At 41.3% G+C, this 18,731-nt stretch carries 14 protein-coding genes; 2 read left to right on the top strand and 12 right to left on the bottom strand.

Features of this window, described 5'->3' with window-relative positions; translation table 11 throughout:
- The 10 genes from MKZ25_RS05470 to MKZ25_RS05425 all read right to left on the bottom strand — a co-directional run bounded on the left by MKZ25_RS05470 (position 1) and on the right by MKZ25_RS05425 (position 11,124).
- Positions 1–1,734: a 2-oxoacid:acceptor oxidoreductase subunit alpha gene (locus MKZ25_RS05470; protein ID WP_340800582.1), complete on the bottom strand. Its 1,734-nt coding sequence runs from the start codon at positions 1,732–1,734 to the stop codon at positions 1–3.
- A 541-nt stretch (positions 1,735–2,275) separates the two neighbouring features.
- The gene (locus tag MKZ25_RS05465; protein ID WP_251689152.1) at positions 2,276–2,542 is read right to left on the bottom strand and encodes a stage V sporulation protein S; all 267 of its coding nucleotides are present in this window, start codon (positions 2,540–2,542) and stop codon (positions 2,276–2,278) included.
- Between the two features lie 122 nt (positions 2,543–2,664).
- Positions 2,665–3,387, bottom strand: coding sequence for a CpsD/CapB family tyrosine-protein kinase (locus tag MKZ25_RS05460; protein WP_340800581.1), 723 nt, complete (start codon positions 3,385–3,387; stop codon positions 2,665–2,667).
- Positions 3,388–4,113, bottom strand: coding sequence for a YveK family protein (locus MKZ25_RS05455; RefSeq protein WP_340800580.1), 726 nt, complete (start codon positions 4,111–4,113; stop codon positions 3,388–3,390).
- A gap of 33 nt (positions 4,114–4,146) precedes the next feature.
- Positions 4,147–5,982 (bottom strand): polysaccharide biosynthesis protein, encoded by a 1,836-nt coding sequence (locus MKZ25_RS05450; protein WP_340800578.1) that lies wholly within the window; start codon positions 5,980–5,982, stop codon positions 4,147–4,149.
- A gap of 535 nt (positions 5,983–6,517) precedes the next feature.
- Positions 6,518–7,012, bottom strand: a complete 495-nt coding sequence (locus MKZ25_RS05445) for a VanZ family protein (protein WP_340800577.1) — start codon at positions 7,010–7,012, stop codon at positions 6,518–6,520.
- A gap of 529 nt (positions 7,013–7,541) precedes the next feature.
- Positions 7,542–8,339 (bottom strand): TIGR00282 family metallophosphoesterase, encoded by a 798-nt coding sequence (locus MKZ25_RS05440; protein WP_340800576.1) that lies wholly within the window; start codon positions 8,337–8,339, stop codon positions 7,542–7,544.
- 106 nt (positions 8,340–8,445) lie between these two features.
- Complete coding sequence (locus MKZ25_RS05435) at positions 8,446–9,183, bottom strand: NAD-dependent epimerase/dehydratase family protein (RefSeq protein WP_340800575.1); 738 nt, start codon at positions 9,181–9,183, stop codon at positions 8,446–8,448.
- Positions 9,184–9,232: 49 nt separating this feature from the next.
- Entirely contained in the window at positions 9,233–10,186 is a 954-nt protein-coding gene (locus tag MKZ25_RS05430; protein WP_340800574.1) for a glycosyltransferase family 2 protein, read from the bottom strand.
- Between the two features lie 26 nt (positions 10,187–10,212).
- On the bottom strand, positions 10,213–11,124 hold the full coding sequence (locus tag MKZ25_RS05425; protein ID WP_340800573.1) for an ATP-grasp fold amidoligase family protein: 912 nt from the start codon (positions 11,122–11,124) through the stop codon (positions 10,213–10,215).
- Between the two features lie 539 nt (positions 11,125–11,663).
- Here MKZ25_RS05425 and MKZ25_RS05420 point away from each other — a divergent pair.
- Both MKZ25_RS05420 and MKZ25_RS05415 read left to right on the top strand, forming a co-directional pair.
- Positions 11,664–13,247, top strand: coding sequence for an Ig-like domain-containing protein (locus MKZ25_RS05420; RefSeq protein ID WP_340800571.1), 1,584 nt, complete (start codon positions 11,664–11,666; stop codon positions 13,245–13,247).
- A gap of 95 nt (positions 13,248–13,342) precedes the next feature.
- Positions 13,343–15,031, top strand: a complete 1,689-nt coding sequence (locus MKZ25_RS05415) for an O-antigen ligase family protein (protein ID WP_340800570.1) — start codon at positions 13,343–13,345, stop codon at positions 15,029–15,031.
- A gap of 288 nt (positions 15,032–15,319) precedes the next feature.
- On the opposite strand, the gene MKZ25_RS05410 is transcribed toward MKZ25_RS05415, so the two are convergent.
- Complete coding sequence (locus tag MKZ25_RS05410; RefSeq protein WP_340800568.1) at positions 15,320–16,999, bottom strand: phospho-sugar mutase; 1,680 nt, start codon at positions 16,997–16,999, stop codon at positions 15,320–15,322.
- A complete protein-coding gene (locus tag MKZ25_RS05405; protein WP_340800567.1) occupies positions 16,996–18,288 on the bottom strand; it encodes a glucose-6-phosphate isomerase in 1,293 nt (430 codons plus the stop codon). Before MKZ25_RS05405 ends, MKZ25_RS05410 begins: the two co-directional genes overlap by 4 nt.
- Between the last annotated feature and the right edge of the window lie 443 nt (positions 18,289–18,731).

Here is an 18,731-nt window from a genome sequence, read left to right as displayed (position 1 = left end):
TTAAATTTCCTCCTTCACTAAGTTTGTTAATTCACGTGGCAGGAATGGTGTACCATCGTATTTTAAAATCGATTTAGTCTTCGCGTGACCACCGATATTCATTTTCATTACATTTGCAAGCTGACCTGTCGCATTGTTTTCCACGACAATCACTTTTTTCGCTTTATCCATCAATGCACTCATCTCTTCAGACGGGAATGGGTGGATCAGCTTAATATGTGCGTGGTTGACTTTTACGCCTTCAGAGTTCAGCTTTTCCTGAACTTCTTCAATTGCTCCGCGCGTTGAGTTGAAGCCTACAAGCAGTATGTCTGCATCTTCATGAGGTGCGTTCACGTATACCGGGTTTTCAAAACGGACATGCTGCAGTTTACGCATACGCTTATCCATTTGCGTGCGACGGTTGCCTGTTGCTTCAGATGGTTTCCCTGTTTCATCGTGCTCTACACCCGTTACGTGGTGAATACCGCCTTTTGTACCTGGCAGGACACGTGGAGAAACGCCGTCTTCTGTATTTTCATAACGCTTGAAGTAGTCTTTAGTTTCTTCGTCTTCAACCGCTTCGACAATTTTACCGCGGCGAATTTCAATTTTGCTGTAATCGAACGGATCAACCGACTGTTTACCTAATGATAACTGCAAGTCTGTCATGACGATTACCGGTAATTGCAACTCTTCGGCGATGTTAAACGCCTGAATCGTATCGTAAAACGCTTCTTCCATTGTAGAAGGTGCAATCACGACTTTCGGGATTTCACCATGTGTACCGTAAAGCATCGCCATTAAATCCGACTGCTCCTGTTTTGTCGGTAAACCTGTTGATGGACCACCACGCTGTGTATCGAAAATGACAAGCGGCTGTTCCGTCATACCTGAAAGACCGATTGCTTCCATCATCAATGAAAGACCAGGACCAGCTGATGCTGTAAATGCACGCACACCACCGTAGTTTGCACCGATCGCCATTGTTGCTGCAGCAATCTCATCTTCAGTTTGAATAACTGCTCCACCTACTAATGGCAGCTTTTTAATCATGTATTCCATAATTTCAGATGCCGGTGTAATCGGATAAGCCGCCATGAAACGAGAGCCGGCTGCAAGTGCACCTAATGCCGCTGCATCGTTACCGATCATGAACATACGGCGTTTTCCGTCAGCAGGCGCAATTTCCCATGTACCTACACGGTCACCGATCTGCTCTGAAATCGCCTGACGACCACGCTCGATCGCTTCAATGTTCTTCGCAACGACTTCTTCACCTTTACGTCCGAAAATTTCATTGACAACACTTTGGAAAACCGATTCATCCAAGTTTAAAAGTGCTGCTGTTGCACCAATCGCAACCATGTTTTTCATTAGAGACGTGCCTAGCTCTGCCGCAATTTCCGTAAACGGCACCGCGTATAATGGCGCGACACTGTCTTCCGGATTTTTCGGATCAAATTTCGCATCCGCTAAAATGATACTGCTTGGTGTTAATTCTTTATAGTTCACGTCGATCGTTTCCTGGTCAAACGCCACGAGTATATCTAAGTCGTCCGCAATTGCGCGTACTTCTGTCGGACGAACCGTAATTTTATTATTCGTATGGCCACCTTTAATACGAGAAGAGAAATGACGGTAACCGTATAGGAAATACCCTAGACGATTCATTGCCATTGAGAAGATTTCACCTGTACTCTCAATCCCTTCACCTTGCTGCCCACCGACTTTCCATGAAAGCTGATGTAACATATCAACATCTCCTTAAGATTTCTGTATTTATAAATAAAGCGTATAAGATGCTTTATCTGGCAGCTGTCGTATTGCACAGCTATTTTATAGTTTTTCCCTAAATTAGTTTAACATGAAGTTTTCGTCTCTACTATTGCAAATGTCATATCGAGCCAAAAAATCAGACCTTTGACGGAAAGTTCTGTACACAAATTGTTTTGAATTAAAACAAGATTTCTATTCCCTAAAATTTAGATGGGAAATCTTTTAGTGGAGGACGATTGTTTATGTACGTGGGTTGCATTGTAAATAAGGCGTAAAAGGGGAAGTGGCGAATATCCGCTAACTATCGGCAAATATATACTGCAAAGTGGCAAGAATATTTGCGAAACTGACAAATAAGCAAACGCATTTGACTAATAAACCACCAAAATTGGCAATTAAAAAACGCCGATAAATTTACGATCAATTTTAATCTCTTCTATTTAAATAGAACCGCAAAACAAAAATACACCCGCTTAGTCCAATATGGATGCTAAGCGGGTGTATGGGTCTTCATGAATTAACGAGTTCTTTTTTCAACGAGTAGTTTTAATGCCGTACGATCTTCTCCTGCAATGATGATGTCCGCGAAAGCCGGCGCACAAATCAGATCTGTGCCGCTTGGGGCTACAAACCCTCGAGCGATTGCTACTGCTTTAATTGCCTGGTTTAACGCACCTGCACCTACCGCCTGCATTTCAGCAAACCCTTGCTCTCGTATAACCGCAACGAGTGCTCCTGCAACAGAATTAGGATTAGAACGAGATGATACTTTTAATGAATCCACAGCTATTTCCTCCTCATCTAGTACTGCTTTATCTTTTTTTTAGGCAATTTTTATTGCCTGTACGTCATTGTATGCGCTTCAATGATTAATTAGAATCCGTTTTTCCTAACATCGTAAAGAATTTATTCGGCGTAACGGTATCCATCATAATAATGATAGTGATTGGTTGTTTTACAGTTGTTCAACACGACACCCAATATCTTTGTATGGGAAGCTGACAACAGCATTTGCGCTTTCTTCGCGGCACGTTTGTCGATCACCCCCGTATTTAAAATCATGATCGCCCCGTCGCATTTATTCGCAAGGATCTGGGCGTCGGTCACGGATAATAATGGGGGCGAATCAATAATGATGATGTCATACAGTTTCTTCACTTCATCAAATAATGCGTCCAACCCCTGTGAAGAAAGCAGTTCTGCAGGGTTCGGCGGAATCGGACCGCTCGTAATGACATCAAGCCCAACGATAAAGGTTTCCTGAATCGCCTCTTGCAACACGGATCTTCTTGCAAGAATATTGGAGAGGCCCACTTTATTGAACGTTTTAAATGTATGATGCAGTGTCGGCTTCCGCATATCGGCATCAATAATAAGCACTTTTTTATCTTCCTGTGCAAACACGACGCCGAGATTCGCCGCGTTTGTCGATTTTCCTTCCCCCGGTGTAGAAGAAGTAATTAAAATCGTCTTTAATGGTTCATCCGGCATGGAAAATCGAATATTTGTACGGATTGTGCGAAACTGTTCGATTACATGGGATTTCGTTTCAGTAAATGTGACGAGTTTTCTTGCTACATTTGAACTTTGCAACTCTTTCTTCTTTTTTCTCAGACTCAGCTTCACCATTTAACCTCTCCTCGCTTTTCGGGGAATCCATGAAAACCTCTTTTGATTTTCTTCCTTGATTAAATCAACCATTCCGATTACCGGTAATTCCAAGTATTCTTCCACATCACGCTCACTTTTGATCGACATATCCAAATACTCCACGAGGAATGTCAGCCCTATCCCAATCATTAACCCAATAACCGCGCCAATAGCGAGATTCATCAGCTTATTCGGCTTTACCGGTGACGGATTTTCGCTTAATTTCGCTGCGGACAAAATCGAAATATTATCAATACTCATCAACTGCGGAATTTTCTCTTTAAATACATCCGCCAGCGTGTTTGCAATGTCCGCAGCCTTTGCCGGAATCGGGTCCTCCACACGAATATTGACCACTTTCGAATCCGTTTTACTGAACACAGAGATTTGCTGTGCCAGCTGTCCTGTCGTTATATCCAAATCAAGGCTTTCCAGTACAGGAGTTAAAATAACCGGACTTGTAATAATAACTTGATACGTATTAATTAAGCGCAAATCGGTATCGGTACTTTGCATGGAATATACTTGATCGGCATTGCCCTTTTGATTCACTAAAATCTGTGTTTGTGCATCATAGATCGGGGTAATCGCGTAAAAACTGATGCCAGCTGCCACTGAACAGCCGATTACTGTAAGCGCGATTATTAGTACGAGCCGTTTTTTGATGATTTTTATTATTTCCTGTAGACTGATTGTTTCTCCCAATAGTTTTCCCCCTCAACTGCTTCTATTTATAATTCAGGCACTCGTCTCCTGCACACCGATCAGATCCTGATTCCATTTTGCATTTGCAATTTTAATCAGTTTCGCTTTTAACTCAGACGGCTGACACTCATCAATATCTTGCAGTAAATTTGACAGTAGCTGCCCTTCAATCCGGCTCGCTTTCCCGACATGAATTTTCGGGTAAATATGTTCTTCCTGTATCTCTTCTGCATTCAATAATTCTTCGTACATTTTTTCACCAGGACGAATACCGGTAAATTCAATTTCGATCTCCTCTTCCGAAAAACCGGATAGTCGAATGAGGTTTTTCGCCAAATCGACTATTTTCATCGGTTCGCCCATATCGAGGACGAACACTTCCCCGCCTCTGGCAAGTGCTCCTGCCTGCAGCACAAGTCTGGATGCTTCCGGTATCGTCATAAAATAGCGGGTCATATCTGGATGCGTAACCGTAACAGGCCCTCCTGCCGCAATTTGGTCTTTAAATCTTGGAATAACACTGCCTCTTGATCCAAGAACATTTCCGAAACGAACAGCAGCAAAATTTGTATCGCTGTATGTTGCCAGGTTTTGAATGATGATTTCCGCAATCCGCTTTGTCGCACCCATGACATTCGGAGGATTGACCGCTTTATCGGTTGAAATCATGACAAAATTCGGAACACCGTAAAAATGGGCAGCCTCGGCTATATTTTTAGTACCGAAAATATTGTTTTTTACTGCTTCCCGTGGATTGCTTTCCATCATCGGCACATGCTTATGGGCTGCCGCATGGTAAATAATATCCGGCTCCAACTGCTGAACAACTTCAAAAATACGCTCCCTGTCCTGCACATCCGCAATGACCGGAATAAATTCGATATCCCCATATTCAGTATTTTCAGATAATTCCAGATGGATTTTATAGATGGAATTTTCTCCATGCCCAAGCATGATAATTTGTTTCGGATGGAACTGGGCGGTTTGCCTGCATATTTCCGAACCGATCGATCCGCCGGCACCCGTGATGAGGACCTTTTTATTCGTTAGTTTGTTCGAGAGCGCCACCATATCCAGTTTGACTTCCTCCCGCCCAAGCAGGTCTTCGATTTTGATTTCCTGCATATCATTCACCGAAACTTTTCCCGTCATCACATCTTCAATTTTCGGCATAATCTTGATTGTTGTTTTTGTTTCTCCTAAGCGGTTATAAATTTCACGGATTTCTTTTTTGCTTAAAGAAGGAATAGCTAAAATAATTTCCTGGATTCCCTTCGTCTGTACAAGTTGTGGAATCTCCTTCGTTGTCCCGCATACATTGACGTCCAGCAGTTTTAAATGCTGTTTATTGAGGTCATCGTCTACTATGGCTACCACCTGATATTCAGACGGATTGCGCTTAAGACTGCGCAGAAGCATTGTCCCCGCCTCCCCGGCACCGACAATTAATACCCGTTTTACATCTGCAGCCGGTTTGGGGACAGACCAGTCATGAGCCACTCTCAGCAAAAAACGCGAACCGCCGATCAATAAAATATGCAAGAGCCAAGTAACGGCCATCACACGAAAATAAATATCATGCTTAATGACGTATTGCATGGCACTGGCTGCGATAACAGAGGTGGTAACGGCATAGCCGATAATGAGCAACTCTTTAACCGATGCCAAACTCCATAGTCGGTTGTACAAATGGAAAAAATGTGCCGTTATATGATGGCTGACCAGCAGTGTGACGGCACTTAAAACAATGACTGTATCCGAATAGACTGCTAACGACGGATGCAGTAAAAAATAGCTGATAAAAATGGCCGACACGACAATCAATGAATCCAAAATGGAAAAAGTCGTGTATCTTGCAGTATAGCTCAATCCAAATCCTCCCCGACTAGACAATATATATTCCGATGATTCCCTCAGTATTTCTGTGCACTTCCGGATTGTTAGGCATTACGGCTCAACCCGCCCGAAAATTTGGCGATAAATATTTTCTTGCATGCCGAACGATTTACGCTATCCCCTTTCTTATGTAAATAACTTAAAATAGTACTATACATTTTGAAAGATAAATTGTAATTTACATCTTTAACCAAATGTATAGTAATTTTATCATATTCTAATTGATTTGAAACTATTCAATATTCCCTAAAAAAAGAGAGTAAAACTTTGTATTCGACAAAGTTCTACTCTCGATCATTCAATTAGCATCTATTGGCTTTACCTAATATCACGTTCACGTTCAACTATTGAGCGAGATGATCAGCGATACGATGCAAAAAACCATAACGGTGATAATCCCCCATTTCCATCGCTCTTTCATCCTGTGCTCCCTTCCTTTTATTTCATGTACATATATACATATTCATAAAAACGGGGAGCTATTCATGATTATTCAACAACCTAGCAATTAATGTTCGCTTACTTTGAAACGGGTGCTTTTTCTGTTTTCCGAACGAGCCTTGGCTGTTTTGCCGATCAAACCGAAAAGTGTCGCAACAGCAATGCCCGCCGCAGCCCCTGCCCAATCGATGAAAACATCTTTCAGCTGTGCCCCTCTCCCTTCAACAAAGAGCTGATGATATTCATCGGTAACCGCGTAAACCATGCATAGTACTAAGGCAATGACTGCACTCCATGAATGCTTTAAACCGGTTAATTTCAATGCCAGCAGTGCAAAAATACCAAGGAAAAAGTAAATCGTGAAATGCGCATTTTTCCGGACGAGGTGATGCACCTGGCTTTCCTGTACATTCTCCAGTGGTGTCACTTTTTCAGCAAACTCTATCAGTTGTTTTGTAATACTAGAACTCAAATCTCTTGAATCGAATACGGGTTGTTGTGAAAAGTAAAAAATGAGCATCATCCACAATACAACAATCACCCAAGCGAGTATTTTTCTCATTTTTGTTTCCACCTCTTTTATTCAAACCATCTTTGTTCGACGGTTTACCGTGCTACTATTATTTCCACGCATTTCCCATTTTATTCTAATTTCTTTTCGAATGCCATTGTCTGTTCCTAAATATTCAACAGATTTTACAGGTTTGTGGAATGGGTTGCAAATGTAAGCCTCAGTACATTTTATTAATCTTCAAACGCGATTAAATAATTTTTGCCTTTTCATAAAGTCCGTTGATTTCCATTCCGGGTCGGACGCTTTCCCCGGGCACGAGGCCAACACGATGTTGGTCACAAAAGCGTTGCCACAGGACGTGGCGTTTTTAGCTTTTGTTCCTCCTCTCACTCGGTGCTCCTGTCGCTTCGCTTTCGTCGCAAAATAAATTTTGCTGTTCCCGGTGGAGTCTCCTCCCCTCCATTCCAATCAACTCAGCTTTAAATCTTTACCCTAAATAACCCTTAGTAAAAAACACCTATCACTGAACGCAAAAGGCTGTTACCCCTTCTTCAGTAATAGGTGTCTAAAATTCTATTTAACCACGAAACGGATTATCCTCATTAATCAATACTCGTTCCTGGCGGATGGCTTTTCCTGTTTTATCATCGATTTCTACGAAGAAGGCACTTAGTACAGCGCGACCTTTTTTTGGTACTTCGTAGCGCGCCGGCATATTTGTCAGGAATTTATAAATGACGTTATCTTTCCCCATGCCTAACACTTCATCGTATGGACCTGTCATACCAACGTCCGTAATGTAGGCTGTACCGCCTGGATAGATGCGGTTGTCCGCTGTTTGGACATGTGTATGTGTTCCGACAACTACGGATGCTTTGCCGTCCAGATGCCAGCTTAATGCGATTTTCTCACTTGTTGCTTCAGCATGGAAATCGACAAATACGATTGGCGACGTTTTTTTCGCTTCTTCGACCATTTCGACTGCCATCGCAAACGGATCTTCATGCGGCGGTAAAAATACACGTCCATGGAGATTGATAACCGAAATGGTCACACCGTTTTTCGACACTTGTGTCATACCGCGTCCTGGCGCATCTTTCGAAAAGTTTGCCGGACGTACTAAGTAATCGGCATCATCGATAAAATCAAAAATGTCTTTGTTGTCCCATGTATGGTTCCCCATCGTAATGACATCGACACCCATTTGCAGTAAATCATTGTAGATCGCACGTGTAATGCCGCGCCCTGCTGCAGCGTTTTCACCGTTTGCAATCACTACATCCAAATTATATTTCTTCTTCAATCGAGGCAAATACTGCTCTACCGCATCGCGACCAATTGAACCGACAATATCGCCAATAAATAATACTTTCATTTTTAAAAACCACTCTTTCTCTTCTTCAACATCGTACTAGTTTATCATTTTTCCCACGCTAGACGCAAAAAAACTGCTACAAAATGATTTGTAACAGCGTAAGAAGCTAACATTTCGAGTTTTGTTGCCAATTCCAGGCATCTTCTATCAATTCATGGACATTTCGTTCTGCATGCCAGCCATGCTCCGGATGTCTGTTTTTTGAACTAACCGCCGACAAATCATACATCCTAAATGCCGGCTCCTCCCGCTCCAGCGCTTCGAGTGCCGAAACATAGGCATTTGCTACATCGCTTATATTGCTACCCTCCTGGTTTCCTGCGCTTTCAGGAATCGCAGCTTCAGGACTCCCCGTAACCGAAGCTTGGACACGGGCGCTCTTACAATAACGAAGTACGATGCCATTCATATCGTAGGCTTTCGTATACACTTCAAGCATCTGTTCGATCATGCATGGTTGCCCTTGTATAAGCTCATTTTCCTCTGTACCAGCTAATGCAGCAGAAGATAACACAATATTTTTCACTCGGCATGCCCGCATTACTTTCAACAACGACAAAGTGCCGCCGACATTATTTTCATAGTAATATTCAGGATTGCCCATTGCCTCCTTGACCGAACCCGATGCTGCAAAATGGAGCACTGTGTGAACCGGAAACAATGTAAATATTTGCGTTAGACGTTTCTGATCCGCTAAATCGCCTTCAATAAAAATAGCCCGCTCATCAACTGCCCCGCGGTGCCCAGTGGATAAATTATCATACACAACGACCGGCCCTTTTTCCAGCAATAAATTTACGACATGACTTCCAACAAAGCCCGCTCCACCAACGACTAATATCACAAATATCCCCCCTTATCCAGCTTCGAATTTTAGTTGTACAGTATTAAATTTAGGCCTTTACTTTATGAACTAACCGGAAAAATGTCGGATACACCCTCATTTTCACTAACGGCTTCATCATGCGCAGATTCCATGGAAGCTGTGAAAAATTTTTGCTTTCCCGGATAATCTGCCGTTCCAGCGATTTCACTTGCCTTGTGTTTGACGAAGTTAACAACACATGATGATAACGATGAATGTACAAACGTAAATTTAAACCTTCCATCACATTGCGGTATTGCCTTTTATCAAAAAACTGCTTCAAGTGTGCATATGTCTGCGCATGGGAATGGGCAATGGATGGACTGTAGTTTTTCATCAGCATGTCTTCATATTGCACAAAGTTATACTGCGGTTCATTTACAATCGCGATCTTTTTCGCAAAAGATAAGTACTGCGCGATAAACTCGACATCCTCAAAAAATGGGTGGTTATCAAAATATAATTGTTCCTCCATAATGATGGAACGCAAAAACAGTTTGTTCCATGGCATGATATACGCCTCAGTGTGCTTTGTCAGATAATAATTAACAGGGTTCGGTTTTGTTAATAAGGCTTCACTCACCTTCACCTGTTTTCTGCGCTCCGTTTCCGGCCAGTATTTCGTATAGCCGCACAGGACAAGATCCGCATGTTTCTGCTCTGCACGCTGCACGAGCTTCTCATACATCGTACTTTCCACAAAATCATGTCCATCCATAAAGGCAATATATTTACCTGTTGCTTCCTGAATCCCGTAATTACGCGCTTCACTCAGCGTCAGTCTTTGTGCGTTAAATAAACTAAAACGCTCATCCTCACTGACGAATTCCTCACAAATAAGAGCTGTTCCTTTAGAAGAACCGTTATTCATAATCAACACTTCGATTTCTTGCAATGTTTGCTGCTGCAGGCTTTTCAGACATTCTCTGATTGAATATTCAACATTATGTGTTGCCACAATTACAGACACAATCGGTATCATGGAAATCCCCCTAAACAGTAAAGTGTTTAATATTTTGTACGTGCTACAGAAACCGGGTGCCTTGACTTCTCAATATCCAAATCAAGCCATTGTCCAAGCTTCAGACTGTCATCTTCTTGAATCTGGTTATTTAAACAAGCGTCCGGTGTGAAAGTAAAATTGTTAAAGTAAACTTTTTCATCCACTACCTTTAAGTCAACCCTTACATACGTAAACGGCTTGCTCAGCTTTTTGGCAATGGCGAGCAGTTCATCGAGCTGTGCAGGCTTTGCTTTTGCTTCGTCAAACGGATGCTTTTTCTTCAAATAATTCGTATTGAACCAATCAGGTGTTAACATGAGCGTTTGCTCTTTTGGTGTAAAGCGGTCGAACGTCGATTCGATAATTTTCGGTATCCCGTGGAAACAATGAATGTTGTATTCCTGTGCATCATCCCCAGTTGATGATTCGATTAAACGTTCGATAATAATTCTAGGCTGAATCGATCCATAGTGAGGCTCCGCATATTTCAGCGAGTAATCTGTCGCCATCATTTCTGCCAATTGCCGCCTCGTTTTCGGGTAATCCATTTCTCGTTTATTCTCGCAAACAATCGTCATGCCCCTACCGTGCGAGCATTTCAAAACGAACTTTCTCGGCAGCTGCTCAAAAATAATATCCTCTACTTCATCAAAAATACCAATCAGCGGCGGCAGTAAATAGTTGTAGCCGACCGTGATCATATATTCACGTGCCCTCACCTTATCTGTAAATCTTCTTTTAAATTCAACATCTTCAAACAGTTTCAGCCACATTAATTTTTCATTGAAGGTTTTTGGATTCTCCAGGTTTAAACGAGTTTTGAATGTGTTCCAATACAATAATTTACTTGCAGCAATTGGGGACAGTTTTACGATTTGCGTTAAAGCATAGCGCTTTGCTTGTGCAGGGATTTGCATAAACGAATCACAGCTCCTTCTATTATTTTTTTCACGTTACGAACTAAGACTGGTTCAGGAAGATTAGTAAAAATTCAGCTGTGAATAATAGAGTGAGAAAAAGGTGACATGAATAGTGATGCAATATTTCAGAAAGTTTGAATATAGTCTTTTTAATAGTATAGTCCCGAGCAGTTTAATATATTCCTCATATTGGAAGTTTTCCTTTAAGATTGCGGAAAAATGACGGACAACATCATGCAGAATGATTCATCTTTATACGGGAATACATTGGTCTAATCAGAGAATTTGATAGAATCCGGCGGCTAAGATTTTGATTCATTTATGATTACTTCTAAGGTATTGGTTTTTTTTGTTAAACTATCGGGGCATCCGCTGCATTCCACAAATACTGTTGATTTTTAATTATTATAATAATATAGTTAATTACGATTATTTAATTAATATAAATCAAGGGAGATGGATATAAACATCAATAAAAAAACTATTATAATATTACTAAGTAGTAAAAAGAAAATTAAGAAAAAAGGTGTGTCCGGATGAAGAAATTAGCTTTTTTGATGAGTGCGCTATTATTATTCACAGTAGTAGCTCCTGCTCAAGCAGCAGTTGAAAGTTGGGTCAAATATACATACAACCATTACCATGGCATCAGCGATCCTGTATATACAGGATCTGGCGATGTAATAGTAGAAGATTTGGAGATTGGCTATGATAGTGCGACGTACCAACAAGTTTATAATTACGATGTCGTAAAGCTGAATGAACAAGGTGTAAAAAACACGAAACAGTTAGAAAACGGTCTCAATAAATTAGTGTATTATGAGGGAAAGGCCTATGTACTGTTTTTCAATTATGCAAAAAAACAACTGGAAGTATATGACGAAGACTTTGCATTAATCGATACAGAACCTTTTAATTTATATTCCGAGAGCAAGATTTCCATTTACCAGTCAGATGAGTACATTCGTTTTGCAGCAAGTACTTACGGTGAATCAGAGGGCTTCAAGTCAAGTCTGATCTATGATTTAAAACAACTGAAATTAGTGGAAAATGTATCACTGCCAACAGTCAGCTATGAGATTTTAAGGGATTTTGAAAATAGAACCCATACCATCTATTTCTATAATGCATTAAAGATCGCAAACAAGGAAATGTCATTGGCTTCCGTTCTTGGCTCTGAAAATTTTGCGGAAAATAATTTATTCGAATTTAAAGATACCTTTACATTCTTATCCACAGACTTAGTTGCGGATACTAAATCCCTTTACACGATTTCCAAAGAAGGAGCAGTCCTGCACCAAATCGAACTGCCAAAAACCCAGGAATATTGGGATGCCATCCAAAAAAATGACACAGTTTATTTAAAAGGGATCGGCTATGACCCTAATTATGACTATAAACCGACATTCGAATATGCTGTCTACGATTTGAATACGAACGAATTAAAATTAAATCAGCCAGTTAATCCGGTTTTTGATCAGACAAAGCTGAACAGCAGCTATACTGCCCAAACTATTGAAGCGAATGATTATTATTCGATTGTCGTTAAAAACGAAGCCAATGAAGAAATGTATACCCTTCACGATGTTTTCAATCATCCCGATGTTCTTTCGGATTACTATTTTGCGGTCATGAAATATAACCCGCAAGGCGGATTGAGCACACAGCTGATCGAGACTGCGACAGGAAAAGTGGTAAAAGAATATTCAGATGCTTCTATTTATAAATTATCAGATGATTCTTTCTATGCAGTTGAATTCTTTTGGGACGAAGTAAATTATCGCAGTAAATATACAGGTGAGGTCATCCAAATCCAGCCAGTAGTCCCGGCACCACCAGTAACTTCTGTAACCTATGATCAGGATAAAAAATGGACCATCAAATTTTCGGCAGCTGTCGATGAAGATTCGGTAAATCTAGATTCCATTTATGTTTTGAATCCACAAGGTGACAAAATGGATACAACGTATAAAGTAGAAGGCGATCAAGTGTATATTTTCGCCCCGACTGAAGGCTATGTTTCAGGCGAGACCTACACGCTATACGTAGAGCCGTCTGTCCGATCAGCGCAAAAACAAGCGTTACAATCAGGCCAAACAAAACAATTTACGATTAAATAATCCGTCAGGTCTCTTTTTCTCACAGCAGAAAAAGAGACCTTTCTATAGAACGCGACATGTTATCATTTAAGAAAATACGACAAAGAGGTTCCAGCATGAATAAACACGCTACTTATTTTAAAGGATGGGAAGTACTTGCGCTATTGGCTGTTTTGCTGTTCATACACGGGGCCTATAGCGCCCAGCAGCTCATCCCCGTCGCAATCGGTGTGGCCCTCTTACTTTCAGGAAGCATCATTTATCGTCTACTCACAAAAAGTGGACTCCCTCCCCTCAACTGGCTGTCGATCGGCTGTTTCTTCATTGCCGTCAGCTATGGGTGGACACTTTGGAATACATTATCGGTTGAACAAAGCTTATTGAAAATACTTGAATGGCTCACATATGCACTCCTGTTTATGTGGGTTCCGGTTGCCTATATTCACCATGCACGACAATGGATGCTGCTGTTTAGCAGTGTTTTTGTTTTCCTTCATCTTGCTCTTTTGATGGGGATGATCAAGGTGGACGGCAGCCTGTTATTTTTAGATGATCATTTATCGGCCAGCGGGATGCGACTAAACGGCATGCTGCAGTATGCCAATGCCACTGCTGCGATTGCGGGTGCATTACTGCTGTATCATGTACATAGCTATTTGCAGGAACAGCCCTGGCGATACGTAAATCTATTGGTCATGACGGGATTAGCCTGGATAATTTGGATGACGGAATCACGCGGCGCATTGCTTGTTGTTCTGCTAGCTGTTTTGGCTGCTTTATTCATGGTAGAGCAACATGTACGCTATTTACTTTTGCTGCTTTATATTAGTTGCAGCGGGTTTATAGGCTATGTCCTGTTCTCTTTCATTCCTTCTATGCAGATTGCGGCACTTTCCGTCATGATCCTACTGTTTCTATGTGCATTTATTATTGAGAAATACAATAAAAAGTGGGACAGGTCGTTTCCGAAAGTCTTCATTGGCGGAGGGGTGATCGTTGCAGGACTGGGCCTGCTTGTTCTGCTCCAATTACCGTTTATTCCTTCTTCAATCCAGCAGCGGTTGTCAGTGGCAACATTAGCGGACCGGTTTATTTATATGAAAGATGCTTGGCAAGCCATTCAAGACTACTGGATGTTAGGCGCAGGCGGCGAAGCATGGCAATTTGCGATGCATGAATATCAGTCAGCCCCCTATATCGCCAATGATCTGCACATGTTTTATGAACAGCATTTACTGGAAACGGGCATATTCGGTTTCTTGCTGATGCTTTTCCTAGTAGGTGCTGCCTTGTGGAAAGTATGGCAAAAAAACAAAGCCCTGCTCCCGCCAATCATCGTTTTGCTCGCCCATGGCTGCATTGATTTCACCCTGTCCTACAGCATCTCGATCATCCTGTTATTGCTGTTTATATACGAAGGAATGGGTGAAAGTATTTTCATAAAAAGCGTCCGAATTCCTGGCGTAATTGGCACATCAATAATGGCGGTAGTCGTAGCTTTAGGCGCAACAACATGGCTGCAGGCAGAAAATGCATTCGCTCACTATGAACAGACGCGGCAACCGGCCTTTTTAGCGGAAGCGCTGGATAAAAACCAGTTTGCAACGCGCTATTACGAAGCATTGGCCCAATTCGCAGATCCGGTCAAAACTTATGAAACAATTTTGAAATATGAGCCGCATCATGCACGCATTCATTTTTATTTAGGTCAATTGCTGGAACAGGAACAACCGCAAAAGGCATTCGATCATTATGAACTGGCGCGGAAGTATGACCGCTTCGACTTTGAGGGGAATGGTGAATGATAGCGTTTGAGGAGATGTTAAAGTACATTTCTGAGGTGCTATAAAAAAAGAGCCATGCAGGAGATTAATTCTCTCTGCATGGCTCCTCTTTGTGTTAGAACAAGTTACTAAATCTCAATATAGCCACTCGTCACAATATGTAGTTGCCCAAATTCTACTATTTAGACCACATATTCACATCATAGAATAAATCCAATCAGTTGGCAAAGGCTAGTTTTGTCGAATTTTAGTTTTTATTCTCGGATAATTTTTATTGTAATTATTTGTGCACCCGGTACTTGCAGTTCTCTACACAAAATACAACTTTAATTGTTCCAACCGTTCTGAAGCTTGACTACCACTTTCCCCTGCTACCCCAAAATAGTATTTACATTTCGGCTCGGTTCCTGATGGGCGGATGGCGATCCATGATTCGTCTTCCAGTATAAATTTCAGTACATTTTCTTTCGGTAAATCGATCGGCAGCTTGTCACCTGTAATCGCAGTTGCTATCGCTGTTAAATAATCTTCGTATAAAACAACTTTTTTGCCCGCAATTTCAACTGGCGGATTTTGGCGAACCACATCTAACAGTGCGGCCATTTCCTCCTGCCCTGATTTACCTTCGAATACTTTGGAAATGAGTGCTTCTTTGTAATAGCCAAACTGCTTGTACACATCTTCTAAGGCATCAAGCAATGTTTTGCCTTTCGACTCGTAGAAGCTTGCCATTTCCGCTACTTTTAACGCCACTTGCACCGCGTCTTTATCGCGTACAAACGATTCGATCAAATAGCCGTAGCTTTCCTCATAGCCGAATAAATATTTAAAAGCACCTGACTGTTCATATTCAGCGATTTTTTCAGCAATGTATTTGAAGCCTGTTAACGTATTAACGGTCTCGACACCGTAATGAACAGCAATCTTCGCACCTAATTCCGATGTAACAATTGTTTTAATCATTACTCCATTTTCAGGAAGGGTCCCGTTACTTTGCTTTGTTTGTAAAATATAGTTTAACAGTAAAGCCCCTAACTGGTTACCCGTTAAAAGTTCATACGATTGACCGTTTCGAACTGCTACACCTAGACGGTCTGCATCCGGATCAGTTGCAAGCAGTAAATCTGCACCTACTTGATGACCTAATTCCATTGCCATTTCGAATGCTGCTGCTTCTTCCGGATTTGGATAAGGAACAGTCGGAAACGCACCATCTTGAATAGCTTGTGCTTCAACGACATGTACTTCACCAAAGCCAAATGCTTTTAACCCTTCACATACAGGTACTAACCCGGCCCCGTGAAGCGGTGTGTAAACAAGTTTCATATTGCTTTTCACAGGCTGTTCTTTTAACTGAAGCAGACTGGACTGATAGGCCTGATCTATCTTTTCTAAAATATATTGACCGTACTGTTCAAATTCCACTGTTTCAATCGCAAAAATATCTTCAATTTTTTCCATATAAGAAACAATCGTATCTGCTCCTGCAGGTACAAGCTGCGCACCGTCCGCACCGTATACTTTAAAACCGTTGTACTGTTTCGGATTATGGCTTGCCGTAATGACAACCCCCGCATAGGCATATAAATACCTTACTGCAAACGAAAGCTCTGGGGTAGGACGTGATTCACTGAACACATAGCTGTGGACTCCGTAAGCCCCTAATACTTTAGCCGTTTCAACAGCGAACTCTTTCGAAAAGTGACGTGTATCATACGCAATGACAACACCTCTTGTCTTCGCTTCTTCACCGCCTTCACATACATACTGCGCAAGCCCTGCCGCTGCACGGCGCACAGTATAAATATTCATACGATTCGTTCCAACACCTAGCACACCACGCATGCCACCCGTACCGAATTTTACATTTTGATAGAAATGATCTTCTACTAATCGTTCATCTGTACGAATTTCATCCAATTCATTTTTTAAGTATTCAGGTAATTTAGCTGATGCCCATTGTTCAAGCTGAGTTTTAACTGTAATCATTTTTTCACCTTTTCCTGCTTTAGCAATTCCATTATTTTTTTCTTATAGGCTTCAACACCCGGCTGGTCAAACGGATTGACTTCCAGTAAAAGTGCACTCATCGCACACGCTTTCATAAAGAAGAAAATTAAATAGCCAAGATGGTACTCGTCTAATTTATCAAGTTCCAGCTGAATAACAGGCACGCCGCCTTCCGAATGGGCAAGCGCTGTCCCTTCTTTGGAAACTGCATTAATTTCATTAAATGTACGACCAGCTAAATAGTTTAATCCATCTTCATCACGTTCATCAAAAGGTACTTTATAATCGACACTGATCTCTTTAAAGTGAAGCAATGTCTCAAATAATATCGGACTGCCTTCCTGAATAAATTGACCGATTGAATGTAAATCAGTCGAGAAATTCGCCGATGTCGGGAAAAGACCTTTCGCCTGTTTCCCTTCACTTTCGCCAAAAAGCTGCATCCACCATTCATGGAAACGTTTTAGGGCAGGTTCAAAAGATGCAAGCAACTCTACTTTATAGCCTTGCGTATGCAATGCATGTCGTAATACGGCATAGCGATATGCCTCATTGTTCTCTAAGTGAGACGCTGAAAACTCCGTTGCAGCTGATTTGGCACCGTTCATTAAGGTGTCAATATCAATGCCAGCAACAGCAAGCGGTAGTAATCCAACAGGCGTCAATACTGAGTAACGTCCTCCGACATTTGAAGGGATTTCAAACTGACGGTAACCTGAATTAGACGCAATCTCACGCAGTAACCCTGTCTCTGCATCAGTCGTTACGATAATACGATTTGTCGCTTCAACACCGTATTTGTCCTCCATATATTGACGAAATACACGGAAGGCTAATGCAGGCTCCATCGTTCCACCTGATTTTGATATGACATTGACATAGACACGCTTATCTTTTATATAATCAATTAAACCCTGTACATATGCACCGCTCATATTTTGACCGACATATACTACTTCAATACCAGATTTCCGTTCGATAAAATGGGGAGTTAACGCATTTTGCACAGCACGCGCACCAAGATAAGATCCGCCAATACCTACAACGATAAGGATATCTGCTTTCAACTTTATCTCTGTAGCAACTTCATGAATACGCCCAAACAATTCTGACTGATCTTCAAGCGGCGAATGCATCCAACCCGTTGTATTATGATTATCACGATGCAAATAATCATGAAGTACTTCCACTTTTCTTGTATAGTGCTGCCAGTCAATGTTTGTTAAATCATAGTTTAAGATATGCGTTTTTAATAACTGTAACTGCAATAAAATTCCTCCATTCAATTTTGTTGGTACCTGTTATATGAATTATCTATTCTCCACCAATTCAATCTATTATACGTTAAAAAGTACTCGCTTACTAGGAAATCTCACAATCCTGTTAGAACCATTAAATGCATTTCTCACTTTTTTATAACTATATAAATTGAACTTTAAAACCTAACACAAAGCCGGTAAATTACCCCTTCTTTATTTTCATTCTGGCAAATAGTAAATTGGTGCACAGCGATTTTGATTTGAATTGTCCTCGTGGTATCGCATGATAATCGCTTATCATTAACTCACTCGAAAAAATATGATCGATTTCTCATAAAAGAGCTTTTTAAAAAAAGGAAGTAACTAGATACATTGATGCCTTGGTTCAAATGAAATCCCGTCCAACTGCCTCATACCTAAACGAACTACAATGAGAGAATAACAATAGCGTC

Origin of the sequence: Solibacillus sp. FSL W7-1464 (genome assembly GCF_038004425.1) — a bacterium.
Classification (GTDB): domain Bacteria; phylum Bacillota; class Bacilli; order Bacillales_A; family Planococcaceae; genus Solibacillus.
The sequence above is the reverse complement of the archived record's forward strand: the minus strand, read 5'-3'. Positions and strand labels throughout refer to the sequence as shown.

What these genes read in the sequence shown, in the direction of transcription:
- MKZ25_RS05430 (WP_340800574.1), bottom strand. Translation starts at nt 10,186, where the DNA reads ATGATACCGATTGTGTCTGTAATTGTGGCAACACATAATGTTGAATAT.
- MKZ25_RS05440 (WP_340800576.1), bottom strand. Translation starts at nt 8,339, where the DNA reads ATGAAAGTATTATTTATTGGCGATATTGTCGGTTCAATTGGTCGCGAT.
- MKZ25_RS05470 (WP_340800582.1), bottom strand. Translation starts at nt 1,734, where the DNA reads ATGTTACATCAGCTTTCATGGAAAGTCGGTGGGCAGCAAGGTGAAGGG.
- MKZ25_RS05425 (WP_340800573.1), bottom strand. Translation starts at nt 11,124, where the DNA reads ATGCAAATCCCTGCACAAGCAAAGCGCTATGCTTTAACGCAAATCGTA.
- MKZ25_RS05445 (WP_340800577.1), bottom strand. Translation starts at nt 7,012, where the DNA reads ATGAGAAAAATACTCGCTTGGGTGATTGTTGTATTGTGGATGATGCTC.
- MKZ25_RS05410 (WP_340800568.1), bottom strand. Translation starts at nt 16,999, where the DNA reads ATGATTACAGTTAAAACTCAGCTTGAACAATGGGCATCAGCTAAATTA.
- MKZ25_RS05460 (WP_340800581.1), bottom strand. Translation starts at nt 3,387, where the DNA reads ATGGTGAAGCTGAGTCTGAGAAAAAAGAAGAAAGAGTTGCAAAGTTCA.
- MKZ25_RS05415 (WP_340800570.1), top strand. Translation starts at nt 13,343, where the DNA reads ATGAATAAACACGCTACTTATTTTAAAGGATGGGAAGTACTTGCGCTA.
- MKZ25_RS05420 (WP_340800571.1), top strand. Translation starts at nt 11,664, where the DNA reads ATGAAGAAATTAGCTTTTTTGATGAGTGCGCTATTATTATTCACAGTA.